The 23,505-nt window shown below is 69.9% G+C and carries 20 protein-coding genes and 1 pseudogene; 11 read left to right on the top strand and 10 right to left on the bottom strand.

Features of this window, described 5'->3' with window-relative positions; all coding sequences use genetic code 11:
• Positions 1-74 precede the first annotated feature (74 nt).
• Together OG446_RS15500 and OG446_RS15495 are read left to right on the top strand one after the other, a co-directional pair.
• Entirely contained in the window at positions 75-2,657 is a 2,583-nt protein-coding gene (locus OG446_RS15500; protein ID WP_328894599.1) for a bifunctional FO biosynthesis protein CofGH, read from the top strand.
• A 207-nt stretch (positions 2,658-2,864) separates the two neighbouring features.
• Complete coding sequence (locus OG446_RS15495) at positions 2,865-3,761, top strand: hypothetical protein (protein WP_328894598.1); 897 nt, start codon at positions 2,865-2,867, stop codon at positions 3,759-3,761.
• 50 nt (positions 3,762-3,811) lie between these two features.
• Here the strand turns inward: OG446_RS15495 and OG446_RS15490 are convergent, their stop codons facing one another.
• The 3 genes from OG446_RS15490 to OG446_RS37195 all read right to left on the bottom strand — a co-directional run bounded on the left by OG446_RS15490 (position 3,812) and on the right by OG446_RS37195 (position 5,432).
• Positions 3,812-4,768, bottom strand: coding sequence for an SDR family oxidoreductase (locus OG446_RS15490; RefSeq protein ID WP_328894597.1), 957 nt, complete (start codon positions 4,766-4,768; stop codon positions 3,812-3,814).
• 245 nt (positions 4,769-5,013) lie between these two features.
• Positions 5,014-5,214: a DUF397 domain-containing protein gene (locus OG446_RS15485; RefSeq protein WP_328894596.1), complete on the bottom strand. Its 201-nt coding sequence runs from the start codon at positions 5,212-5,214 to the stop codon at positions 5,014-5,016.
• Positions 5,211-5,432 carry a Scr1 family TA system antitoxin-like transcriptional regulator gene (locus tag OG446_RS37195; RefSeq protein WP_389258539.1) on the bottom strand — a complete coding sequence of 74 codons (222 nt, stop codon included), beginning with the start codon at positions 5,430-5,432 and terminating at the stop codon, positions 5,211-5,213. The genes OG446_RS15485 and OG446_RS37195 overlap by 4 nt, the downstream gene beginning before the upstream one ends.
• Positions 5,433-5,537: 105 nt before the next feature.
• Between OG446_RS37195 and OG446_RS15475 the strand changes: the two genes are divergently transcribed.
• Positions 5,538-6,653 carry an ADP-ribosylglycohydrolase family protein gene (locus OG446_RS15475; protein ID WP_328894595.1) on the top strand — a complete coding sequence of 372 codons (1,116 nt, stop codon included), beginning with the start codon at positions 5,538-5,540 and terminating at the stop codon, positions 6,651-6,653.
• Positions 6,654-6,734: 81 nt separating this feature from the next.
• Here the strand turns inward: OG446_RS15475 and OG446_RS15470 are convergent, their stop codons facing one another.
• Complete coding sequence (locus OG446_RS15470; RefSeq protein ID WP_328894594.1) at positions 6,735-8,306, bottom strand: sodium:solute symporter family protein; 1,572 nt, start codon at positions 8,304-8,306, stop codon at positions 6,735-6,737.
• A 381-nt stretch (positions 8,307-8,687) separates the two neighbouring features.
• Positions 8,688-9,470 carry an SDR family oxidoreductase gene (locus OG446_RS15465; protein WP_328894593.1) on the bottom strand — a complete coding sequence of 261 codons (783 nt, stop codon included), beginning with the start codon at positions 9,468-9,470 and terminating at the stop codon, positions 8,688-8,690.
• A gap of 79 nt (positions 9,471-9,549) precedes the next feature.
• On the opposite strand from OG446_RS15465, the gene OG446_RS15460 reads away from it, so the two are divergent.
• Positions 9,550-10,419 (top strand): hypothetical protein, encoded by an 870-nt coding sequence (locus tag OG446_RS15460; RefSeq protein ID WP_328894592.1) that lies wholly within the window; start codon positions 9,550-9,552, stop codon positions 10,417-10,419.
• A gap of 144 nt (positions 10,420-10,563) precedes the next feature.
• Here the strand turns inward: OG446_RS15460 and OG446_RS15455 are convergent, their stop codons facing one another.
• The 3 genes from OG446_RS15455 to OG446_RS15445 form a co-directional block, all read right to left on the bottom strand.
• A complete protein-coding gene (locus OG446_RS15455) occupies positions 10,564-10,770 on the bottom strand; it encodes a DUF397 domain-containing protein (protein WP_328894591.1) in 207 nt (68 codons plus the stop codon).
• 243 nt (positions 10,771-11,013) lie between these two features.
• Positions 11,014-11,883: a helix-turn-helix domain-containing protein gene (locus OG446_RS15450; protein ID WP_328894590.1), complete on the bottom strand. Its 870-nt coding sequence runs from the start codon at positions 11,881-11,883 to the stop codon at positions 11,014-11,016.
• A 266-nt stretch (positions 11,884-12,149) separates the two neighbouring features.
• A complete protein-coding gene (locus tag OG446_RS15445) occupies positions 12,150-12,872 on the bottom strand; it encodes a GOLPH3/VPS74 family protein (RefSeq protein ID WP_148019213.1) in 723 nt (240 codons plus the stop codon).
• Positions 12,873-13,065: 193 nt separating this feature from the next.
• Here OG446_RS15445 and OG446_RS15440 point away from each other — a divergent pair, with 193 nt between their 5' ends.
• From OG446_RS15440 to OG446_RS15420, 5 genes are all read left to right on the top strand, one after another.
• Entirely contained in the window at positions 13,066-15,645 is a 2,580-nt protein-coding gene (locus OG446_RS15440; protein WP_328898308.1) for a serine hydrolase, read from the top strand.
• A gap of 262 nt (positions 15,646-15,907) precedes the next feature.
• On the top strand, positions 15,908-17,743 hold the full coding sequence (locus OG446_RS15435) for an MFS transporter (RefSeq protein ID WP_328894589.1): 1,836 nt from the start codon (positions 15,908-15,910) through the stop codon (positions 17,741-17,743).
• A 147-nt stretch (positions 17,744-17,890) separates the two neighbouring features.
• The gene (locus OG446_RS15430) at positions 17,891-18,733 is read left to right on the top strand and encodes an adhesin (RefSeq protein ID WP_328894588.1); all 843 of its coding nucleotides are present in this window, start codon (positions 17,891-17,893) and stop codon (positions 18,731-18,733) included.
• Between the two features lie 113 nt (positions 18,734-18,846).
• Entirely contained in the window at positions 18,847-19,086 is a 240-nt protein-coding gene (locus tag OG446_RS15425; RefSeq protein WP_328894587.1) for a hypothetical protein, read from the top strand.
• 61 nt (positions 19,087-19,147) lie between these two features.
• Complete coding sequence (locus OG446_RS15420; protein WP_328894586.1) at positions 19,148-19,888, top strand: class I SAM-dependent methyltransferase; 741 nt, start codon at positions 19,148-19,150, stop codon at positions 19,886-19,888.
• A gap of 101 nt (positions 19,889-19,989) precedes the next feature.
• Here OG446_RS15420 and OG446_RS15415 read toward each other — a convergent pair whose 3' ends face one another.
• Both OG446_RS15415 and lepB read right to left on the bottom strand, forming a co-directional pair.
• A complete protein-coding gene (locus OG446_RS15415) occupies positions 19,990-21,069 on the bottom strand; it encodes a GDSL-type esterase/lipase family protein (protein WP_328894585.1) in 1,080 nt (359 codons plus the stop codon).
• 133 nt (positions 21,070-21,202) lie between these two features.
• Positions 21,203-21,868 carry a signal peptidase I gene (gene lepB / locus OG446_RS15410; protein WP_328894584.1) on the bottom strand — a complete coding sequence of 222 codons (666 nt, stop codon included), beginning with the start codon at positions 21,866-21,868 and terminating at the stop codon, positions 21,203-21,205.
• Positions 21,869-22,248: 380 nt separating this feature from the next.
• Between lepB and OG446_RS15405 the strand changes: the two genes are divergently transcribed.
• Together OG446_RS15405 and OG446_RS15400 are read left to right on the top strand one after the other, a co-directional pair.
• Positions 22,249-23,007 (top strand): DUF6928 family protein, encoded by a 759-nt coding sequence (locus OG446_RS15405; RefSeq protein WP_328894583.1) that lies wholly within the window; start codon positions 22,249-22,251, stop codon positions 23,005-23,007.
• Positions 22,940-23,239 (top strand): annotated as a pseudogene (locus OG446_RS15400) (tyrosine-type recombinase/integrase); the annotation flags it as partial. The gene OG446_RS15405 and the pseudogene OG446_RS15400, both read left to right, overlap by 68 nt.
• Positions 23,240-23,505 lie beyond the last annotated feature (266 nt).

Below are 23,505 nucleotides of genomic sequence, written 5' to 3'. Positions count from 1 at the left end.
GGCGCCAGGGGCGGGGGTGACCTGCGGGAGATCCGGCCGGTCACCGGGCGACTACTCGCTCGTATGCTCGGGTCATGACCGATCCTCAGCGCGGACGCCCCACCACCAACTCCATGCGACGTGCCCTCAAGCGTGCCAGAGACGGGGTCGCCCTCGACATGGCCGAGGCCGCCGTCCTGCTCCAGGCGCGCGGCGACGATCTGACGGATCTCGCCGCCTCCGCCGCCCGGGTGCGGGACGCGGGTCTCGCGGCGGCGGGGCGGCCCGGTGTCATCACCTACTCCCGCAAGGTCTTCATCCCGCTGACCCGGCTCTGCCGCGACAAGTGCCACTACTGCACCTTCGTCACCGTCCCCGGCAAGCTGCGGCGCGAGGGCCACGGCATGTTCCTGTCGCCGGACGAGGTCCTCACCATCGCCCGTGAGGGTGCGGCCATGGGCTGCAAGGAAGCGCTGTTCACGCTGGGCGACCGGCCGGAGGACCGCTGGCCGGAGGCCCGGGAGTGGCTGGAGGCCGAGGGGTACGACGACACCCTCGCGTACGTACGCGCCATGGCGATCCGCGTCCTGGAGGAGACCGGTCTCCTCCCGCACCTCAACCCGGGCGTGATGACCTGGACCGACCTCCAGCGCCTCAAGCCGGTCGCCCCGTCCATGGGCATGATGCTGGAGACGACCGCGACCCGCCTGTGGTCCGAGCCCGGCGGCCCGCACCACGGCTCCCCGGACAAGGAACCGGCCGTCCGCCTGCGGGTCCTGGAGGACGCGGGCCGCTCGAACGTCCCCTTCACCACCGGCATCCTCATCGGTATCGGCGAGTCCTACGAGGAGCGCGCCGACTCCCTCTTCGAGCTGCGCAGGACCGCCCGCGCCTACCACGGCATCCAGGAAGTCATCATCCAGAACTTCCGCGCCAAGCCCGACACGGCGATGCGCGCCATGCCGGACGCGGAGCTGGAGGAACTGGCCGCCGCGATCGCCGTCGCCCGCCACATCCTCGGCCCGTCCGCCCGCATCCAGGCCCCGCCGAACCTCGTCGACGCGGAGTACGCGCTGATCGTCGGCGCCGGGATCGACGACTGGGGCGGCGTCTCCCCGCTCACCCCGGACCATGTGAACCCCGAGCGCCCCTGGCCGCACATCGACGACCTCGCCGCTCGAACCGCCGAGTCGGGCTTCGACCTCCGCGAACGCCTCACCATCTACCCGGAGTTCATCCAGCGCGGCGAGCCCTGGCTCGACCCCCGCCTCGTCCCGCACGTCCGCGCCCTCGCCGACCCGGAGACCGGGCTCGCGAAGGAAGGCGCCGTCCCGGTCGGCCTGCCCTGGCAGGAGCCCGACGAGGGCTTCAACGCCTCCGGCCGCACCGACCTGCACCGCACCATCGACACCGAGGGCCGCACCGGCGACCGCCGCGACGACTTCGACGAGGTGTACGGGGACTGGGAGGCACTCCGCGAGGCGGCGGTACCCGGCATGGTCCCGTCCCGCATCGACACCGATGTGAAGGGCGCCCTCAGCCAGGCCGCCGCCGACCCGACGAAGTTGACCGACGCCCAGGCGCTCACCCTGCTGCACGCGGACGGACCGGCCCTCGACGAGCTGTGCCGGATCGCGGACACCCTGCGCCGTGACGTCGTCGGCGACGACGTCACGTACATCGTCACGCGCAACATCAACTTCACCAACGTCTGCTACACCGGCTGCCGCTTCTGCGCCTTCGCCCAGCGGCGCACCGACGCCGACGCGTACACCCTCTCCCTCGACCAGGTCGCCGACCGGGCCGCGCAGGCCTGGGACGTCGGCGCGGTCGAGGTCTGCATGCAGGGCGGCATCCACCCGGACCTGCCCGGCACCGCGTACTTCGACATCGCGCGGGCGGTGAAGGAGCGCGTGCCCGGCATGCACGTCCACGCCTTCTCGCCGATGGAGGTCGTCAACGGGGCCACCCGCACCGGCATGTCCATCCGCGACTGGCTCGTCGCCGCGAAGGAGGCCGGGCTCGACTCGATCCCCGGCACGGCGGCGGAGATCCTGGACGACGAGGTCCGCTGGATCCTCACCAAGGGCAAGCTGCCGACGGCGGACTGGCTGGAGGTCATCAGGACCGCCCACGAGGTGGGCCTGCGCTCGTCCTCCACGATGATGTACGGCCACGTCGACCAGCCCCGCCACTGGCTGGGCCACCTGCGCACGCTGGCCGACCTCCAGCAGGAGACGGGCGGCTTCACGGAGTTCGTGACGCTGCCCTTCATCCACACCAACGCGCCCGTCTACCTGGCCGGCATCGCCCGCCCCGGCCCGACCGACCGCGACAACAGGGCGGTGACGGCAATGGCCCGCCTGCTCCTCCACCCGCACATCACCAACATCCAGACCAGCTGGGTGAAGCTGGGCACGGAGGGTGCGGCGGAGATGCTCCGCTCGGGTGCGAACGACCTGGGCGGCACGCTGATGGAGGAGACCATCTCCCGGATGGCCGGGTCGAGTTACGGCTCCTACAAGTCCGTGCAGGACCTGGTCGCGGTGGCCGAGGCGGCGGGCCGGCCGGCGAAGCCGCGTACGACGCTGTACGGGGAGGTGCCGCAGGAGCGCGTCGCCGCCGCGGCGGCCTCGGACGGGCATCTGCCGGAGCTGCTGCCGGTGTTGCCGCAGTAGGGGGAGGGCGGGCCGCCTCCGGAGCCGTGCGGTCGGGCTCCGGAGCGGCCGCTCGCGGCTGCCGTTCCGCCTGCGTCACCCACATGGGTGAAGCGGCTCTTCGAGCCAGTCCGGGCAGCCCCTGCGGACATATGCTCCTGGCAATAACGACCCCGAGTTCGGGGGATGTTCGGGCGCCACCCGTCAGGTCCCTCGCAGGAGTTCCGCATGGTCAGTGCGCCGCATGAGGCGATGCACCGCATCTTCCAGGAGTACCCGGGCCTGTTCTCCCGTGTCTCGGAAGTGCTGGGGATCACGATCCCCCCACCCGTCTCGGTCACCGTGATGCCCACCGACCTGACCGAGAGCCGTCCCGTCGAACGGCGGGTGGACACCCTGCTGCGCCTGGACACGGAGGACGACCAGCCGTTCCTCCTGGCCATCGAAGCCCAGGGCAAGAAGGACCCGGACAAACCGGCGAGCTGGGCCTACTACCTGTCCTACCTGTACACGAAATACCGGCTCCCGCCGCTGCTGCTGGTCGTCTGTCAGGACCGCGCGACTGCGGAATGGGCCTCCCGTCCGGTCTCCATCGGGCCCCGTCAGTGGCCCGCAATGACCCAGCGCCCGCTCGTCGCGGGCCCGCACAACATGCCGGTGATCACCAACGTCGCAGACGCGCGCAAGGACCTGGCACTCACCACTCTGGCGGCGATCACACATGCCGCCGATCCGGACATCGGTGCCATACTGAAGACGCTGTCGACCGCTCTGCGGGACGTACCGGAAACCATCGCCGATCCCCTTGTCGAACTCACCGCACAGGGCCTGGGCAACCGCCCGGCCGCACAACAGTGGAGGAACCTGGTGGCCGTGGACCTCTCTTTCTACAAGTCCTTCATGGCGGAGGAAATCCGGGACGAGGGCCGGACCGAAGGCCGGACCGAAGGCCGGACGAAAGGCATCGCGCAGGGCATCCTGCTCTTCCTCGCTCAGGCGGGCGTCGACGTATCGGACGAGGCCCGCGAGCGGATCACCACGTGCGGCGATATCGACACTTTGAACCGCTGGCTCCTGCGCGCCCCCGCCGCGCGGTCGGCCGAGGACGTCTTCGCCGGGGAGTAGGCGGCTCTTCGGCCGGGGCGTCCTTCCCGGGCGGCTTCACGAACTGACCGTCACCGGTACCCCGTCGCATCCGCCGGCTTCCCGGCGGCGTCGACCTCGACCAGGTAGCGCCAGCAGTCGGGCCGGGAGCCGTCCAGATCGGTGAAGCCGTACTCCAGGGCGAGCTGTCCGCTGGACAGCGACTGGCCGTTCCGGCGCGCGAGGCCCGCGTCACCGGCCAGAGCCGCCACTGCGCGCCCGACGTACGCCGGACTCTCCGAAATGCAGAAGTGCGGCACCGTGCTCAGCGCGTCGCGCCAGTTCTCCTCGGTCACACCGAAGGCGTCCAGCATCATCTCCGAGCGCAGCCAGCCGGGCGTGAGCGCCACCGCCGTACCGCCGTGCGGCTTCAGTTCATGGGCCTGCACGAACGCCATGCGCAGCACACTGTTCTTCACCAGGTCGTAGAAGTAGGAGTTGCGGTAGTTCGCGCTGTTGTACGCGGCGGTCCCGTCGGTCATCTCGACCACGAGCCCACCCGGCTGCCGCACCAGCAGCGGCAGCAGGAAGTGGCTGGTGATCGCGTGCGTCTCCACACCCAGCCGGAGCAGCCGCAGCCCGTCGTCGAGGTCGTGCTCCCACACCGGCTTGTCGAACGCGAACAGCCGCTCGCCGCCCCAGATGTCGTTGACGAGCACGTCGAGCCGCCCCTGTTCGGCGTCGATGCGCTGGGCCAGCGCACGGACCTGCTCGGGCACCAGATGGTCGGTCGGCACTGCGATACCGGTTCCGCCCGCGGCGGTGACGAGCTCCGCGGTCTCCTCGATCGTCTCCGGCCGGTCGTACTCCGAGCGCCGCTCCCGTGTCGTGCGGCCGGTGACGTAGACGGTCGCACCCGCCGCGCCGAGCTGGACGGCGATGCCGCGCCCGGCGCCGCGGGTGGCGCCCGCGACCAGGGCGATCTTTCCGCGGAGTGCCGGTGCGGGTGCCGGTGTCGGTGCCGGTGCGGGTGTCGATGTGTCGGGCATGCGTCCCCTTGAGAGTCGTGGCTGTTCCGTGGCCCCCGGCCCCCGCATGGCATCGCGATGGCCGGTGGCTCCATGCTCGACGCGAATCCAGACACCTCGTGTCGTGTTTCCTCATCCGACACCAGGTGGGGAGTGATGTGTGGCTTGCCGACGCCTCCGAATGCGCCTCAGCCGTACCCGTAGCGCGCCCATCGCTCTCAACTTCCACGAAACAGTGAGAAGGCGGAAGCGCTCGTCGGCCGGTGTCAGTGCCTGGCCGCGTACTCCACGAACGCGGACCAGGAATCCGCCCCGAAGACGAGCGCGGGCCCGGTGGGGACCTCGCTGTCGCGTACGGGGACGAGGATGGGGAAGGTGTCCGAGACCTCGACGCAGTTGTTGTCGCCCCCGTCGCTGTAGCTGGACTTGCGCCAGGTCGCGGTGGCGAGGTCGGGGATTCGGCTCATGATCTGTGTTCCTCCAGGACACCCCTGATGAACGCGGTGGACTCCGGCGGGGGCAGCGCCAGATCCCGGAGCCGATCGTAGGACAGCCGATAACGCGTCACAGCGGCCGGATCCTCGATCGATCTGCTGCGGATCGCGCACGGCCGGGGGCACCGGATGCAGCGGCAATCTCCGGAGAATGCCGCGCAAAACTGAACCGAACCAGCTACTTCGTACATACCGTTCTGCCCCGTTGGCAGCCCGCTCCGTTCGATTACAGTGCTGCGCAGTTACCGCGCAGTCGCACACGGGAACAGACCGGACGACCGACGGGAAGGGGCACGGTGAGCTCAGCGACCACAGCTGTCTGGGGCCGTGCCGAGCAGCAGGACTTCCGCAGCCGGGTACGCGGAGCACTGCTCGGCGGAGCCATCGGTGACGCGCTCGGCGCGGGTGTCAGCGGGCTCACGCTGGAGGAGATCCGCGAGGCCCACGGGGCCGACGCCGTCACCGACCTCGTCCCCGCGCACGGCGGGCGGGGCTGCGTCACCGCCGTCACCCAACTCACCCTGTTCACCGTCGACGGGCTGATCCGCGCCCAGGTCCGCCGCGACACCGGCGCCTGGCACCCGCCCACCGATGTGCACCAGGCTCACCTGCGCTGGGCCGCCACCCAGCACGACTGGGGGCCCGACGAGCGGCGCAAGGACAACGGCTGGCTCGCCGCGCAGGAGTGGCTCTACAGCCGCCGCGCCCCCACCCGGGAGTGTCTCGGCGGCTTCGGTGACACCGTCATGGGGACCCTCGACCGGCCCAAGAACCCCACCGCGCACGACTCGGCCGCGCTCACCCGCTCCGCCCCGTTCGGGCTGCTCGTCGGCTGGGAGCCGCAGCTCGTGTTCCAGCTGGCCGTCGAGTGCGCCGCCCAGTCCCACGGCCACCCCACCGCCCTGCTCTCCGCCGGCGCCCTCGCCGTGATCGTGCACGGGCTGGCGCGCGGCGAGACGCTGGACGGGGCCGTGCAGCACGGGCTGGCCCTGCTCGCCGAGCGGCCGGGCCACGAGCCCGTCACCGAGGCGCTCCAGCAGGCCCTCGGCACCGTGCGCCAGGGCATCCCGGGCCCCGCCCTGATCGAGTCGCTGGGGGCCACGGACTCCGCCGAGGAGGTCCTCGCGGTGGCCGTGTACTGCGCCCTGGTCGGCGAGGACATCCGGCACGGCTTGCGGCTGGCCGTGAACCACGGCGGGCCGTCCGCTGCCACCGGGGCCCTGTGCGGGGCGCTGCTCGGCGCGCTGCACGGCGAGACCGCGCTGCCGCCCGCCTGGCTGGCCGAGCTGGAGGGCCGCGCCACCCTCCTGGAGCTCGCCGACGACTTCGCCATGGAGATGACGCAGGGGCCCGCCCTGCACAGTCCCGCCGCCGCCGCGCCGGGCTGGCTGGCCCGCTACCCGCGCGGCTGAGTCCGCGAACGGACGCGGGGCGTGGTCACGGAAGCCGCCGCATCCGTGACCCCGCCCCGCGTCTGCGTACAGCCGCAGGCGTCAGTCCTTCACGCCCTCCACGGCTGCCACGTCCTCGGGGCCACGCTGGGGCGGCAGGGGCGCACCGGTCGCCGAGTCCCCGCCGTCCGTGTTGATCCGCTCGATGATCGCGTCGCGCTCCGGGGTGTCCTCCGGCTTGATGAAGCCGATGACGACGTAGAGCACCAGCGAGATCGCCAGCGGCAACGCCACCTGGTACTGCAGGGCGACGTCCGTCTTCACCGAACCGTCGAAGTTGTAGTTGGTGAAGTAGAACGCCAGCAGACCCGCCGCCCAGCTGGTGAGCGCCGCCGTCGGTCCCGACTTACGGAACCTGCGCAGCAGACCCAGCATGAACGGGATCGCGATCGGACCCATCAGACCGGCGACCCACTTGATGACGACCGAGATGATGTCCTTGAACGTCGGCGAGTTGATCTGGGTCGCCAGCGCCATGGACAGGCCGAGGAAGCCGAGCGTGGAGAGCCGCGCGGCCAGCAGGCCGGCCCGGGCGTTCCAGTTGCGGGCCGACTTGGAGAGGACCGGGGCGATGTCGCGGGTGAAGACCGCAGCGATGGCGTTGGCGTCGGAGGAGCACATCGCCATCGTGTGCGAGAAGAAGCCGACGACGACCAGGCCCAGCAGACCGTGCGGCAGCAACTGCTCGGTCATCAGCGCGTAGCTGTCCGAGGCGTCCGGCTTCTGCGCGTCGACGAGCAGCGGCGCGCACCACATCGGGAAGAACAGGACCGTCGGCCAGACCAGCCACAGGATGGCGGAGAGCCGCGCCGAGCGGGTCGCGGAGGCGGGGGAGTCCGTGGCCATGTAGCGCTGGGCCTGGTTCCACATGCCGCCGTTGTACTCGAAGGTCTTGATGAACAGGTACGCCAGCAGGAAGGTCACGGTGTACGGACCGGCCGTCGGTTCCGTGTGGCCCTCGGGCAGCTTGTCCCAGACCGTCCACAGGGTGCTGAAGCCGTCGAGCTTGCTCATCGCGGTGACGAGCATCGCGATGCCGGCGAACAGCTGGATGATGAACTGCCCCAGCTCGGTCAGCGCGTCGGCCCACAGGCCGCCGACCGTGCAGTAGACGGCCGTGATGAGGCCGGTGATGAAGATGCCCTGGGTCAGGCTGATGCCCGTGAAGACGGAGAGCAGGGTGGCGATGGCCGCCCACTTGGCGCCGACGTCCACGATCTTCAGCAGCAGACCGGACCAGGCGAGCGCCTGCTGGGTCGGGACGTTGTAGCGGTTCTTCAGGTATTCGAGCGGTGAGGCGACGTGCAGTCGCGAGCGCAGCCGGTTGAGCCGCGGGGCGAAGAGCTTGGCGCCGATCCCGATGCCGATGGCGATGGGGAGCGACCACGTCACGAAGGACGTGACGCCGTACTGGTACGCGATGCCGGCGTAGCCGGTGAACATCACGGCGCTGTAGCCGGACATGTGGTGCGAGATGCCGGAAAGCCACCACGGCATCTTGCCGCCGGCCGTGAAGAAGTCGCTGACGTTGTCGACACGCTTGTGGGACCAGAGTCCGATCGCGATCATCACGCCGAAGTAGCCGATGAGCACGACCCAGTCGAGACTGTTCATGTGCCCCCTCCTGGGGTCCGCCTTGTGAACGGGGTACGCACTTCGTCAGTACGGCCGTTCAGCGGCGCCCCCGTGCGGGAACGGGGACTTCGGGGATTGAACCGCCTGTTCGGTACCTCGGTCAAGGTCTTCAGCGGTCAGGGATGTGAACGCGGATCAGTAAGCCGAACGATTTTACTTGTTCTTGACCCACGAAAGCGTTGTCGTGCACGTGACGGGGGCCACACGATGAGCGGGCACTTCGTCAGGCTGTGCAGAGAAACAAAGGAACGTCCAGGAGCGCCGAAGAGCAACGACAAGACCGCACGGGATGCGGGTCCCGTGCGGCCGAGAAGGAGGAGAACTGACCTTGCCGAACTCCCTGCGGAGCGCGCCCGCGCGTCAGCGCATCAGCTCGCCGGCGTTGACGAGCAGGGACTGCCCGGTGATCGCCCGTGCCCGGTCGGAGGCCAGGAAGACCGCGGCCTCCGCCACATCGCCGTCCGTCGCCAGCTCGGGCAGCGCCATGCGATCCGAGAGCCTTCCCAGCACCTCGGACTCGGGCACCGCCTCGGTGTGCGCGGTGAACTGTACGTAGGCCTGCACCGGCGGTCCCCACATCCAGCCCGGCAGCACGGTGTTCACCCGGATCCGGTGCGGTCCGAACTCCCAGGCCATGGAGTACATCGCCGAGGTGAGCGCACCCTTGGAGGCCGCGTACGCCGCCTGCCGCACCTGGGACGGTGCCGCCACCGCGGACTGCGTGCCGATGACGACGACCGAGCCGCCGCGCTCCTTGAGGGCGGGCAGGCAGGCGCGCGTCATCCGCAGGGTGCCGAGCAGATTGACGTCGACGACCGCCTTCCAGGTGTCCAGATCGGCGTCCTCGACCCCGCCGAAGTAGCTGTCCCAGGCGGCGACATGGACCACCGCGTCGATCCGTCCGAACCGCTCGACGGCCAGCGCCGCGAGTGCCTCGCACTGCGCCTCGTCGGTGATGTCGGTGGCCAGGTGTGCGGTGTGCAGCCCCGCCGGGTCGATCTCCGCGGCCGACTTGGCGAGATTGGCCGCGGTCCGCGCCCCGAGGACGGCGTTGCCCCCGTCGCGCACGACCGTGGCCGCGATCTGATGCCCGAGCCCGGCGCCCACCCCGGACACGATGACGGTCTTCCCCGCGAGCAACATCGACGCCTCCCGGCTCTGGAACTTCTTCTGACGGGGCGTCAGAGTAGGTCCCTCCGGCGGAGTACGGAAGGGGAACGGCATGGGTGAGGGAACGAGGCCCGGACAGGAGCGGGGCGGCGGGACGCGGAGTGACACGTACGCCGAACTGGCCGCGCTGGGGCCGTACGGAGTCCATCCCGGGCACGCGCTGATCACCATGGTGGAACCGCACCCGGGTCATGAGTTCGCGTACAACCGATGGTACGAAGATGATCATTACTATGCGGGCGCGATGGCGATGCCCTGGATGTTCTCCGGCCGGCGCTGGGTGGCCACCCGGGAGCTTCAGGAGCTGCGCTACCCGGACAAGTCCGCGATCGCACAGCCGGTCGGCGCCGGGTGCTATCTGTCCACGTACTGGGTGACGGACGGGCGCTACGACGACCACATGAAGTGGACCGTCGGCATCAACAAGCGGCTGAACCGCGACGGCCGGGTCTACCAGGACCGCACCCATGTCTTCACGGCGTTCCAGGACCACGAGGCGACGGTCTACCGGGACGGGGCCGCGGGGCCCCGGGACTTCCACGCCCTCGATCATCCCTATCGCGGACTGGTGCTGGAGGTGATCGACGCCGAAGGGCCCGGACAGCGGGCCGAGTTGCTGGAGTGGCTGCGCTCCCGGCATCTGCCGAAGCGGCTGAGCGGGTCGCCCGCGGCGATGGTGACCGTGTTCCGTCCCACGCCGTTGCCGGGCGACCGGATGACCTATGTGAAGCAGGTGGAGGGCGTCGACACCCGGCTGACCCTGCTCTGGTTCCTCCAGGAGGATCCGCGAGCGTGCTGGGCGGAGCACTTCGCCGGGCTCGACGCGACGGTGGCGGAGTCGGGTCTGGGACGGGTGGAACTGGTGGCGCCGTTCATCCCGACCGTGCCGGGCACGGACCGGTACGTCGATCAGCTGCGCTGAATCGGGCGGCGGGTGGTGCCGTGCGGCGGCCGGGCTCCCCGCATTCGTGCGAGGAGCCCTCTCGGCCAGGACGGCGAACCGGACGAGAGGGCTACCGGCTGCACTTGCGTCGGTGCGGCGGTACGGCGCGCAAGGGAAACACGGTCAGGCGGTGATGGAGCCCTTGGCGACATCACGCACGAACGTGTTCCAGGCGCCGGGGACGAAGGTGAGCGAAGGGCCTTCGGGGGCCTTCGAGTCACGCACCGCAATCGCCTGCACAAGAGGGGACTTGACTTCGACGCAGGCGCCGTTGCCCCCGGAATACGACGACTTCGTCCAGTTTTCCGTAGCACCCTGACGAATGGCCATGTTCACTCCGGTTCAGAGAGTTGTGTGAGCGCCAGCGGATTACCCGGTGGCGTGATCGACGCTACTCGCCAAGCTCCCCGAGTGAAGGGGCCGTTCACTCGACCGGATGGTATATACCATGCAGGTCTTCCGCTGCGAGGTGGCGACGGTGTACCGTGCCGTCGCCTCACTCGTAACATCACTTCATTTCTCTCATACCGGACTTTGCGCTCTGGCTGGTTTACATGCCCCTCCAGCCGGAGTTCACCCCGTGTTCAGGCGGGTGTACTCCTTCGCGATCCCGTCGATGAAATGCCGGGTCTGCTCCACATTCAGCGCCTGTGCCCTCAGGTGCTCGTACATGACGCTGTACCGCTGCACGTCATTCGCCTTCTCCAGATAGAGGTCGCTGGTGACGCCCTCGATATAGACGACGCTGGAATCCGCGGCGTCCGGGAATTCCAGAATGGCGTACTGCCCGTTGATGCCCGGGTGCGCCCCCATGTCGAACGGCAGCACCTGGACGGTCACATGCGGCAGGTGCGACAGCTCCACCAGCCGCTCCAGCTGCTCGATCATCACCTGCTTGCCGCCGACCAGCCGGCGCAGCGCGGACTCGTCGATGACCGCCCACAGCCGCAGCGGGTGCTCGGGGGCGGTGATCCGGTCCTGGCGGCGCGAACGGACGCTGACGCGCTTGTCGATGTCCGAGGGCGGGGCCTCCGGCAACGCGCCGTTGATCAGCGCCTCGGCGTACTGCCGCGTCTGCAGCAGTCCGGGGACCACCTGGGGTTCGTACACCCGCAGCGACTCGGCATCTGTCTCCAGGCCGATGTAGACGCTGTACGGGATGTCGCCGAAGGCGTGCCACCAGCCCTGCTGGCGGGAGTCCTTGGCCATCTGCATGAGCGAGTCGACGATCCTGACGTCCTCGACCTCGTACACCCCGCAGAGGTCGCGTACGTCGCGCTGGCTGATCGAGCGGCGGCCGTTCTCCAGGCGGCTGATCTTGGACTGCGAGACCAGCAGCCGCTCCGCCACCTCCTCGGCCGTCATGCCCTTGATCTCGCGCAGTCGGCGCAATTCCTGACCCAACCGGCGTCGCCTGACGGTGGGATTGACGTTGGACGGCACGGAAACGGCACCTCCGGCTATGTAGCTGTGCGTATCTACTGCTCAGCAGATTGCCACCCGTGGGCCCGGCCGCGCTGGGAAACGGCCACACGCAGCAACGCGGGGCAGCCGGTGGTACCGGCTGCCCCGCGCTTGGTGCGGCTCCCGAACCGGGTCTTTGGGGACGACGGTGCGGCGGTATTCGGTTGTTGCGGTGGTGCGTTGTGGTGCTCGGTGGTGCGCGTGATGCCGGGTGGTGCGGGTGCTGCCTCGACGCCCGTGCGGCCCTAATGAGCCACGGTGTGCGCCATGCTGTCGCGGCGTGACTGCGACTGCACTTGCTGTTGCAACGGAACGCCGGCCGCCTGGTTGCGGCGCGGTTGTGCGACGGCCCCGTTCTGGACGTCCATGACGGCGTGCGCCACGAGACCGCCCATGGGGTCGTGTCTGATCAGGTCCCGGAGCCGGGAGCGCGACGAGCGCCCCTCGTTCCCGGGGTACAGGTGCTTGCCGAGTCCGACCGCGTGGGCCAGTGCGGCGAGCGCCGCGGTCCGCGGGTCCGGCGGTACGCCGGTGCGGATCGCACTGTCCAGCCTGGCTCTGATGTCCCGGCTGATTGCCGTGTCCGTCGCCTGGTAGCGAGTCGTCGGCAGCACTCCGCACATCTGGCCCGCCACGGCATGCACCATGCCGCACCGCTCCAGATGAGCGAGGTAAATCTGGCGGAGCCCCAGCCGGGGTCCGCCTATCCAGTGGACGGCCCGGACCGGGCTGCCGCGTCTGCGCAGCAGTTCCAGTGCGGAGTCCAGGGTCGGATCTCCTGTCGGCCGTGGCATCACCACGGCGATACGATCCCCATCAGGGGCTATCCGTCCTGCCAGAGCCAGCTCTACTAGCTGTGCCCCGGCCAGGCCGAGGTCGAGCGACTGCGGCTGCGCTGTGGTACCCGTGGTCGGGTCCAGAGCGAGCAGCAGAAGCTCCTCCGGAATTGTTCTGCGGCTCCTGCCCATCCATGCCTCCCCGCGTGGATGAGTGACAGGGTGACCCCTCTCACATCTGTCTGTCGAGGGTGCCTGGGTGCTTTATACGGGAACCAGTAGGTATGTCGTTCTCGTCTAGCAGCCCGGCCGAGGGTTCACACGGGACACTGGTAGATGGTTCGGACAGCGCGGGGATGTCCCGCGCCGCATGGAGGAGGCATCGGTGGCGGGCGAGTCCCCCGACAAGTCGGAGCAGCAGAAGTCGTCGGGAACGACTCGGAGCGAGACCGATCCGCGTCTTGCTGTGTTCCGCGAACCCGCCTCTCCGGCGGAGTCCGGAAGCGGTTCGGACACGGCGACAGCAGTTTTCCGCACGCAGCGGACCGAGCCGGCGGAGCCGGACGGCGCCGACGGCGGTGACGGCGGTGACGGCGGTGACGGCGGTGACGGCCGTGATGGCGGCGATGTGGATGAGGCCGGTGTCGCCGGTGGTGGTGCCGGAGCCGACGAGTCCGCTGACACGTCCGCTGGCGCGTCCGTTTCGGATGGCTCCGTTTCGGACGGCCCCGAGGATGCGGACGACTCCGTTTCGGACGACGCTGAGGATGCGGATGACTCCGTTTCGGACGACTCCGGGGAATCGGATGCGGTGCCTCCACAGGAGCCCGAGGCAGGCGAGGCCGCCGAAGGGGCCCCGGAGGCCGTAGGAGGCCCTGAGAGCCCTGCGGAGGCCCCCGAGGCCGGTGCGGACGCCGCGGAGGCGCGGGCGGAGACCGTGGAGCCCGTGGAGCCTTCGGAGGACGCGCCCGTCGAGCCTGTGGAGGCCGCGAAGGGCAAGTCCGACGAGCAGCCGGCTGAGGCCGCCGGGCCCGTGGAGGGCGATGCGCGGCTGCGTGCCGCCGTCGCCGCGTGGGTGTCCAAGGACGAGGACGCGGCCGATGGCGCTGCGGAGTCGAAGGAGTCGAAGAAGCCGGACGGGTCGGAGGAGCCGAAGGCGCCTGCGGCGCCGGACGGTGAAGACGCTGCGCCCGAAGACGACGGGACGCCGACCGACACCGACACTGACGACGCTGCCGACACCGATGGCGACGCCGACGCAGCCACCGACGACGCTGCCGACACCACCTCCGACGTGCGCGTTCCCCGGACCCGTGAGGAGTCCGGCAAGGAGTCCGACGACGAGGCACAGCCCGCCGCGGACACGCGCGGAATCGACCAGGCGACGGCCGTCTTCAAGGCGCCGAGGCTGCCCCGCGTCGACCAGCCGACGACCGCGCTGAAGATCACCCCGCCGCCGGCGGAGCAGAAGCCGAAGCCCGGTCCGGAGACCGGGTCGAGGCCGGAGGCCCCTGCCGAGCGGACCAGCAAGTTCGTGAAGCTGCGTGCGGACGACGTACGCCCGGCGCCCGCACCCCGCACCCCGGAGGCACCCGCCCCCGCGGCCCCCGGCGCCGCTCGGCAGCAGCCCGCCGCGTCGCTCAGCGGTGCCGAGCGGACCCGGCAGCAGCCGATGCCGCCCCGGCCGCCGCTCGACCTGCTGGCGGAGCTGACGAACACCCCGCCGCCGCCGGAGACGCCGGTCCGCACCGCCGTGCGCCGGGTCAAGATCTGGACCCCGCTGGTCCTTCTGCTGCTGATCATCTTTGCAGTCGTGCAGATGGTGCGTCCGTTGCCGGCCCCGGTGCTGACGATGACGGCGCAGTCCGCGTACACCTTCGAGGGTGGCGACCTGAACCTCTCCTGGCCCGAACAGGGGCAGTCGGCGGTCACCGTGGACGGTGTCGGCTCGCTCGGTTCGGCGGGTGCGCAGAAGCCGGCGCCCATCGCCAGCGTCGCCAAGATCATGACGGCGTACGTGGTGCTCAAGGAGCACCCGCTCACCGGCAAGGAGCAGGGCGAGAAGATCACCGTCGACCAGCAGGCGGAGGACGAGTCCAAGCTGGGCGACGAGTCCACGGCCCCGATCAGCAAGGGGCAGCAGTTCACCGAGAAGCAGATGCTGCAGCTCCTGATGATCCCGTCGGGCAACAACGCCGCACGCCTCTTCGCCCGCTGGGACTCGTCCGAGGCGGAGTTCATCGCGAAGATGAACGCCGCGGCCAAGAACCTCGGCATGACCGGCACCACGTACACGGACCCGAGCGGGCTGAAGAAGACGACGGTGTCCACCGCCGCCGACCAGCTCAAGCTCGCCAGGGCCGTGATGCAGAACGAGGTGTTCCGGGAGATCGTCGACACCCCGCAGATCAACATCGACGGGGTCGACGGAACGATCTACAACAACAACACGATCCTGCTGGAGCCGGGTGTGAGCGGCATCAAGACCGGCTCCTCCACACCGGCCGGCGGCAACCTGGTCTGGTCCGCCAACACGGTCGTGGACGGCAAGACGCTCTGGATCTACGGCGCGGTCATGGGCCAGCAGGCGGGTACCGGCCAGCCGTACGACAGCCTCGTGATGTCGCTGAACAACAGCCTCAAGCTGATCAAGGACGCGCAGAAGGCCGTGACGTCCGCCACGGTCGTGAAGAAGGGCGATGTCGTCGGGTACGTCGACGACGGGTTCGGCGGCCACACTCCGCTGGTCGCGACCGGTGACCTCAAGGCGAAGGGCTGGGCGGGTCTCAAGATCGAACTGTCCGTGAAGGGCAACGGCGAGGAGATCTCGCGCAGCATGAAGGCGGGCACGAAGGTCGGCGTGGTGACCGTGGGGACGGGCCCCGGAAAGGTCAGCACCCCGGTCGCCCTCCAGGCGGACCTGAAGGACCCGGGCTTCGGCCAGAAGCTGACCCGCATCGGCTGACGCTCCGCCGCCCCCGGCCCGGAGAGGGCCGGGGGCGGCGGGGAGAGCCAGGACCGGGGAAGCGCCAGGGAACGCCCGGGTGCGAGGCATCTCACGGGCCTTCCCGGACCTTCCCCGGCCCCTTTCCGGGCGGTGACGAGAAGGTGCGTGTTAGCGTCCCGGGGGCAACGCGTGGACCCTGGAACGCGTCTTCCCGCCCATGAGACCCGAGCAGGCAAGCCGGCGGTTCCAACGCGTCCGGGGAGGGACGGGGAGAGTCGCAGTGACCACTGCCGAGCCGACACGGGCGAGCAGCACGGCTTCCGCGAGCGCCGCGGGGAGCACCGGCGGGGCGGACGGGCCGGGTGGACCGGACGGCGCCGGAGGGCCCACCGGGAGGTTCGACGCTCTCAAGGAGCGGTGCCTGAGGCATCCGGTCCTGCTGACGACCGCGGTCGCGGCCGTCGCCCACATTCTCTGGTTCCTCTTCTTCGCCAACAGCGGCGGTGACATCGCGGCCCAGGACGCCTGGGCCGAGTTCGTCGGCCGGCATCCCGGGACGGCGTACAACCTGGCCTGGTACGGGGGCATGCACCCCGTCTCGTACAGCGTCGTCTCGCCGTATCTGATGTCGCTGGTCGGCGTACGCACGACGATGATGATCGCCGGAACGGTCTCGGCGGGCCTGACCTCCCTGATCCTTTACCGGGTGAAGGCGGTGCGCAATCCGCTGGCCTGCTCGATGGCGGGTGTCTTCGCGTATCTGTGCAACGCGCTGTCGGGCCGGGTGACGTTCGGGCTCGGCATGATGTTCGCGATCGGCGCGACGGCGGCGGTGTTCTGCTGGCCGTACCGCTGGCGGTACAAGCGCTGGGCGAAGGCGGCCGTCGCCGCACCGCTCGCCGCCCTCGCGACGGCGAGCAGTCCGGTGGCCGGGCTCTTCCTCGGAGTGATCGCGGCCGCGCTGTTCCTGAACAAGCGGCGCCCCGGTGCGTACGCCCTCGGGCTGGCGCCGGTCGTGGTGGTGGCGCTGTCCGCGTGGCTGTTCCCGTTCTCCGGTACGCAGCCGATGTCGGTCGCGACGCTGTCGGGGCCGTTCGTCTTCGCCTGGCTCGTCTTCTTCCTGGTGCCGCGCGACTGGCGCACGGTGCGCACCGCGGCCGCCGTGTACGGGACCGGGACGCTGCTGACGTATGTGATCGACTCGCAGATCGGCTCGAACGTCTCGCGGATGGCGATGCTGTTCGCCGGGGTGGTGCTGCTGGCCGCGCTGCCGTACACCGTGCCCCGTTCCCGTAAGTGGTACGCACTGGTCCTCGCGTTCGTCGGACTGAACTTCTGGATCGGGTTCAAGGGCGTCGACGACATCGTCCGGACCGCCCCCACCGCGTCCTGGACGCGGGCGCTGGCGCCGCTGGTCGATCAGCTCCAGCAGGTCGGGGCCGACCGGGGCAGGGTCGAGGTGGTCCCGCCGAGCAGCCACCGGGAATCGGCCGCGATGCTGCAGCACGTCAACCTGGCCCGCGGCTGGAACCGGCAGGCCGACATGGAGCGCAACCCGCTCTTCTACGACGACACCCTGAACCCCGTCAACTACCGCCAGTGGCTCGATCGCTGGGCCGTCCACTACGTGGTGCTGCCGAAGGGCGACCCGGACTCCAGCGGCGCCGCCCAGGAGACGGAGCTGGTCGACAAGGGGCTGCCGTACCTCAAGGCGATCTGGTCCGACGAGAACTGGCGGCTCTTCGCGGTCGAGGGCCCCGTGCCGATGGCCGATCCGCCGGCGACGGTCGACAAGGCCGAGGCCGGGGAGCTGACCATCCACGTGAAGGAGGCGGGCCGGGTGCTGATCCGTATCCCGTACTCGCCCTGGCTCGCCGTCGTGGACGAGAAGGGCAAGAGCCTGGAGCGGCCGCAGGAGACCGAGGCGTCCAAGGAGCGTGCGGACAAGGACACCCCGAAGTCCTTCGTCAACACGAACGGCTGCCTGATCAAGATGGACGAGGACGAGTACGGCGACGAGTGGACGGAACTGCTCGCCCCGCGCCCCGGCGTGTACCGGCTCGGCGCCCCGTATCAACTGCAGCCCGGGACTCCGTGCCCGGACGAACTGCGCTGACGCCCGCCGCCGGTCCCGCGCAGCGGTGGGGGACCGGCGGCGGGCCAATTCCGTACGATCCCTCCCTGCGGGGACGCGGCACTGGCATGGTGTGCTGCCATGAGGTGCCAACAGTGCGGCGGTCAGCGACGTGGTGCGCTGCCCGGTATGAGCTGTCCCGACTGTGACTCGGTGACGCGGGCGGGCGGCGGTGACGGTGCGTGGATCGCCCGGGAGACGCTCGCGGGCCGGATGTCGACCCTGCCGGCGAGCCGTAAGGCCTGGCTGGCGGCGGGGGTGGTGGTACTGACGGGCGCGCTCGTGACGGCGGTGTCGTTCCTCGCCTCGGCGGGCGGTGAGACCCGGACCGGGGCGGTCGGCCGCCCGGGCCCCGGCGCCGGCGACCGGGCCGGCGGCGCCCCCACCCGCATCAGCCCCTCGGCTCCCGCCTCCTCCGCGGCCTCCCCCACCACGCCTCCCACCGCGTCGGCCCGGCCCGGCTACCGCTTCACGGCGTGGGCGGGCCCCGGCTGCTCGACGGGGGAGTACCGCGAGTACGGGCGCTTCGAGAACGGGGACGCGGGCTGGTACACGGTCGACTCGGGCGGCTTCCAGGGCAGTTCGTGCGACGGCCGGTTCAGCGCCGTCCCGATGTCCGGCAGCCCGGACGAGGACCGGGGCTCCACCGCCACCTGGTCCTGGCACCTGGGATCCGGGTTCCGGGAGTGCGCCCTGACCGTCTTCGTCCCGCGCTCGGACCGGGACCGGGACGTCGCCGGAAACCCCACCGTGTACCGGGTGCTCTCCGACCCCTTCGACTCCGACTCGGCGTACACGGGCTTCGCCGTACGCCAGACCGTGCACCGGGGCAGCGCGGTCGACGTGCACAGCTACCCGGTCAAGGGCGACATCTTCGCGGTCCAGCTGATCGACCGGGGCCGGGACTGGGGCAGCACCCAGTTGGTCGGCGCGCATCATGCGGCGGCGCAGCTGAGGGCTTCCTGCCGCTGAGGTGACGGCGGCCGGGCACAGCGGACACATCTCGTTCCAGCCACGACCTACGAGCTAGAAGCTAAGAGCTGCGACCCACGAGCTACGACCTACGACAGAAGGCAGATACGCCCATGCCGGCACCTTCCGGCTTCAGCTACGCGGTCCGGGCCGACGGCACCGTTGTCATCACCCACCGCGACCGCAGGGCCACCACGTTGCGCGGCGACCGGGCGGCCAAGTTCCTGGCCGAGGCGGAGTCCGGCGATGCCCAGGCCGTGATGGCCCGCTGGACGGGCGCGTACAAGTTCGGCAACGAGCGGACGGCCCGCAACCACCCCCGGAACAAGGGCGGGACACCCGGGAACCGGTGAGCCTTCCCGGTCGCGGCACAATCGTGTTGACCGCCCCGGAGGGCGGTGCTTGAGTCGGCGTGTGGACAGCATTCCCGCCAACCGGCGGTTCTGGAACCGGATCAGCGGCGACTACCAGCGGAAGCACGACCCGCAGATCGGCGCGACGCCCCGGCTGTGGGGGACGTACGCCATCCCCGACGCGCACCTGAACGCCCTGGGTGACGTCACCGGCAAGCGCATCCTCGAACTCGGCTGCGGCGCCGGCCAGTGGTCCAGGGCGCTCGCCGCTGAGGGCGCCACCGCGGTCGGGATCGACCTGTCCGAAGCCCAGCTCGCCGCGGCGGCTCGCGCGATGGGAGCGGCCCGCTACCCGCTGGTGCAAGGCGCCGCCGAACAGCTCCCGTTCGCCGACGACAGCTTCGACGTGGTGTTCTGCGACTACGGCGGACTCAGCTGGGCGCCCCCGCGCCTGGCCGTCCCACAGGCCGCACGCGTCCTGCGTCGCGGCGGGCGTCTGGTGTTCAACGTCGCCAGCCCATGGTTCGAAGCCTGCTACGACGAAGCCGCCGGCCACGCAACCACGACGATGCGGCAGGACTACTTCGGGCTGGACGCCATCGCCGAGGGTCAGGACGCGGTCAGCTACCAGCTCACCTACGGCGACTGGGTCAGGGTCCTGCGCGGCGCGGGTCTCGTGATCGACGACCTCATCGAGCCGCGGCCCGACCCCGGAACGGCCAACGGCTACAACCGGACCGACCCGCCCGACTGGGCACACCGCTGGCCGGCGGAAATGCTCTGGGTGACCCACAAACCGTAGGCGCCGCCGCACCGTCTGTGCGCCGCACAGGCATGGCACGGCAGGATGCCCTGCCGCCTTCTCCGACGGCAGGGCATCCGACCCCTACCAGGGGCCGGGGATCAGGACGCCGCACACGAGGCCGTCGGAGGAGGCGTGCCCGCCGCCTCCGACGTGCTCGCGAGGAAGCCGAACGTGGTGCTCGCCCCCGCCGTCAGCGTGCCGTTCCACCCGGCGTCGCGCACCGTCGTCCCGGTCAGCGCACCGTTCCAGACCTGGGTGAGCCGGCTGCCCGCCGGGAGCCCGAGGGTCACCGTCCAGGCGGAAGTCGCCTTCGTGGCCGAGGTGTTGGTGACCTTCACCTCACCCTGGTACCCGCCCTGCCACGCCGACACCGTCCGGAGGACCGCCGAACACCCCTGGTCCCCGGGCTCCCCGGGCTCCTCGGGATCCACCGGGCCTCCCGGGGTGAGCAGGGCCGACAGGGCCGGATACCAACGGGCCGCCATCTTGGCGTCCCCGGAGGCGTTGGGGTGGACGCCGTCGTAGGTGTCGGTGGCCGTGTCGAAGCCCGTCCACTGGTCGACGACGGTGACCGGCGACTGCGCGGTGGTGATGCCCTGGGCCCAGGCCGGGATGCGCTGGTTGAAGGCGACCGTACGGGCGGCGCACTCGGCGCAACTGCTCGGATTGACCGGGATGATCTGGGCGACCAGCACCTTCATCGCCGGGTTGTGGGCCCGCATCTGGCCGACCAGCTTGGTGTACGCGGCGAGAACGGTGTCCGGCGCGATGCTGCTCCAGACGTCGTTGGTCCCGAAGTGCATCACCACGATGTCCGGCGCGGTCGCCGCCAGCCACCCGGGCAGCAGGTTCTGGTCGGCGGTGGTGGTGGCCAGGAAGCCGCCGTGGCCCTCGTTGTCGGCGTCGTGCGTGAGGGCGCAGCTCTGGGCGTTCAGGGTGCCGACGAAGTCGATGTCGGTGTAACCGGCGTTCTCCAGCTGGTCCCAGAGGAGGGAACGCCAGCAGCCCGGGGAGCCGGTGATGGAGTCGCCGAGCGGCATGATCCGTACCGGATCCGCGGCGGCAGCGGTGGTCGCGGCTGCGGTGGCGGACGGGGCGCCGGCGAGACCCAAGCCGGCTACGAGGACGAACAGGGCGGCCAGGAAAGCGGCGAGGCGGGGACGGTGTCTGCTGCGCACGGGGTGTCCTTCCCTAGGTGGGGCGGAAGCTGAAGTGCGGGTACGCGTGGGACGTGGGAGCGCTCCCATGCCCGCGTACCGCTCATCAAGCCACGGTTGGCGCTGACACGTCAATACCGGATTCGCTGGTGCCTCACTGGACCGCGGGCCACGGCGGCACAGCCGCGAGCGGCCGTCGGGAGCTCCGCCCGGCGACGTATCCCCCGATCCCCAAGCCGGTCCCGATCAGTGTCAGCAGGATCCCCAGGGCTCCGAGCGCCCCCGTCGCCGCCGGCACGGCGAGCCCCTGCACTCGCCCGCGCACCCCGGAGACCGCGACGCTGCCCGACTGCTCGTCGAGGTGGAAGCGCGAGTCGTTCGAGTTCCCTCGGTGATCGCCCAGGAGGAACAACCGCCCGTCCGGCACCCGCACGTCGTACGGTTCGGCCGCCGGGTTCACCTCGCCGCGCATCACGTACGGTTCGTCGACCGGCTTCCCGTTCACGGTGATCCGATTCCCGTCGCAGACCACGTGATCGCCGCCCATCCCGAGGACCCGTTGCAGGACCGGACGGCCTTCGTAGCGGCTGGGCACCGCGACGAGTACGACATCACCCCTGCGGAGCTCGTCCGCGTCGATGTCCTCGACGATCAGCCGCTGGCCCTGACGGAACGTCGGCTCCATCGCCTCGCTCATGACGGTGACCCCTTGGTAATGCGTGAAGAAGTACCCGATGCCGCCCACCGCCAGGATCAGCCCGAGCGGTACCAGCACCCAGCCCGCGAACCTCAGTCCGCTGCCCGCTCCCCGCTGCCTCATGAACACCCTCTCCCGAAACGCCCGAGGCCGGGCGGACCAGCAGAGACTAATCGGTCGCGCGTTGGAAGCGCAGCGCACTTCACCATCGAGGCTGGCCGCCCCCGCTCCCGCGACGCGTGGAGGAGTCGGCGAGCTGCCCAGTGACACATGACCACCCCCCCCCAGCGCTCTTCCACCGGGAAATCGAGAGCGGCCTTCCGAATTGAGGAGGTCTGTTCCCTTGCGCATCCATAAACGCACCGCCATCACGTTGGCAGCGGCACTGATCGGCGCACGGCCCGGAGACGGCCCAGAGCGGCGGCGCTGACGACGCCGCCCCTGTGTCGGAGCGGGGGGATACGGTGCAGCGACCAATTGAGCATTGCGTTTGAGGAGGGGCCTTGGGAGCCAAGACCGGTCTGCTCGTGTACGCCGACGACGATGTGCCCGGCCTGCTGCAGCAAGTGGGAGCGGCGGACTTGGAGCAGACGTCCGTCATGATGCGGCGGCTTTATCCGAGCTGCGAGATCGAGGACACGGATGGCTCCGACCTGTATGAGGGCGTGTATCCCCCGGATGGAACAGCCTATGCCGGGAGCTGGCCCGGCGTGGAGATCATCTGTGATCAGCGCGTGATGATCGATTTCCCGTCACAGCTCCCCCGGCATCTCGTCGCGGCGAGCGCCGGCCGACGGTTGGTCCTGCACGCCATGCACAGCGTGGTCGACTGGTTGGCGTTCGCTGTATGGGAGGACGGACGTCTCATTCGGTCTCTGAGCCTGTCGCCGGACCACGGGATCATCGAGAACATCGGGGAACCGCTTGCCTTTGAACTTCCCTACTGGGCTGGGGGCCGTCCGGCGGACGTCATTCCGTGGTCAGGTGAAGAGGAGGAACCGTACGCCCTGCCCTTTCATCCTCTTGAGCTCGGCGAAGACGCACTGCGTGCACTCTGCGGCTTCATCAAGGAGGGCATGCCGGAGCCAGGGGACGTCGATGCGGAGAACATCGAACTCCGTGGCTTTCGCGTGAGGGACCCCAACGGTTCTGATCTCGCCGAGAAGGAAGCGGAGCTGCGGAGGGCCATGGAGGCGATGGGGCCGCCCCGGTTCTTCACGATGGGCCCAGACGGCTTGTTGGTCGAACAGGGCGGCTTCTAGCTCCCGCAGGGCTCGAGTGAGGCCAGGCCGCTACTTCCGGCTTCACGACGCCCGGCACGGTCCGGCCACCCTCTTCACGGCAGCCGGGGTCGCCCCTCGCGTCGTGATGGAGATCCTTGGGCACTCCCAGACCAGCATCACCATGGACGTCTATACGCACGTCGTGCAGGACACGCAGCGGGAGGCCATGAGCCACAGGGACCGCCTGTTGAGGAGTCGCCGCCGTCAGTAGCCACCTCAGATGTCCGCTGTGAAGCCCCCGGCCCTTTCAGGCTGGGGGCTTCCGCTTGTGCCCGTCGAGGTTTAGACGCACGATCTCGTAGAGCGCAAAAGCTGTGGGCGGATGATCAACGAACGAACCAGTTCCACGCTCCCAGTGCATAAGCCGATGCGGTGCTGACGAGCGCCAGCAGCCCGTACGGGATGCGCTCCACAGTCACACGGACGCCACCGCAGCGGAGATCGAAGATGGGCCTTGTCGAGACAGCCGCATCAGAG

Source organism: Streptomyces sp. NBC_00236 (assembly GCF_036195045.1).
GTDB lineage: Bacteria > Actinomycetota > Actinomycetes > Streptomycetales > Streptomycetaceae > Streptomyces.
The sequence above is the reverse complement of the archived record's forward strand: the minus strand, read 5'-3'. Positions and strand labels throughout refer to the sequence as shown.

Excerpts from the sequence above, each read along its gene's own strand:
- OG446_RS15425 (WP_328894587.1), top strand. The coding sequence starts at position 18,847 with ATGCCGGCACCTTCCGGCTTCAGCTACGCGGTCCGGGCCGACGGCACC.
- OG446_RS15455 (WP_328894591.1), bottom strand. The coding sequence starts at position 10,770 with ATGGCCATTCGTCAGGGTGCTACGGAAAACTGGACGAAGTCGTCGTAT.
- OG446_RS15470 (WP_328894594.1), bottom strand. The coding sequence starts at position 8,306 with ATGAACAGTCTCGACTGGGTCGTGCTCATCGGCTACTTCGGCGTGATG.
- lepB (WP_328894584.1), bottom strand. The coding sequence starts at position 21,868 with ATGAGGCAGCGGGGAGCGGGCAGCGGACTGAGGTTCGCGGGCTGGGTG.
- OG446_RS15495 (WP_328894598.1), top strand. The coding sequence starts at position 2,865 with ATGGTCAGTGCGCCGCATGAGGCGATGCACCGCATCTTCCAGGAGTAC.
- OG446_RS15465 (WP_328894593.1), bottom strand. The coding sequence starts at position 9,470 with ATGTTGCTCGCGGGGAAGACCGTCATCGTGTCCGGGGTGGGCGCCGGG.
- OG446_RS15485 (WP_328894596.1), bottom strand. The coding sequence starts at position 5,214 with ATGAGCCGAATCCCCGACCTCGCCACCGCGACCTGGCGCAAGTCCAGC.
- OG446_RS37195 (WP_389258539.1), bottom strand. The coding sequence starts at position 5,432 with ATGTACGAAGTAGCTGGTTCGGTTCAGTTTTGCGCGGCATTCTCCGGA.
- OG446_RS15490 (WP_328894597.1), bottom strand. The coding sequence starts at position 4,768 with ATGCCCGACACATCGACACCCGCACCGGCACCGACACCGGCACCCGCA.
- OG446_RS15445 (WP_148019213.1), bottom strand. The coding sequence starts at position 12,872 with ATGGGCAGGAGCCGCAGAACAATTCCGGAGGAGCTTCTGCTGCTCGCT.
- OG446_RS15500 (WP_328894599.1), top strand. The coding sequence starts at position 75 with ATGACCGATCCTCAGCGCGGACGCCCCACCACCAACTCCATGCGACGT.
- OG446_RS15460 (WP_328894592.1), top strand. The coding sequence starts at position 9,550 with ATGGGTGAGGGAACGAGGCCCGGACAGGAGCGGGGCGGCGGGACGCGG.
- OG446_RS15430 (WP_328894588.1), top strand. The coding sequence starts at position 17,891 with ATGAGCTGTCCCGACTGTGACTCGGTGACGCGGGCGGGCGGCGGTGAC.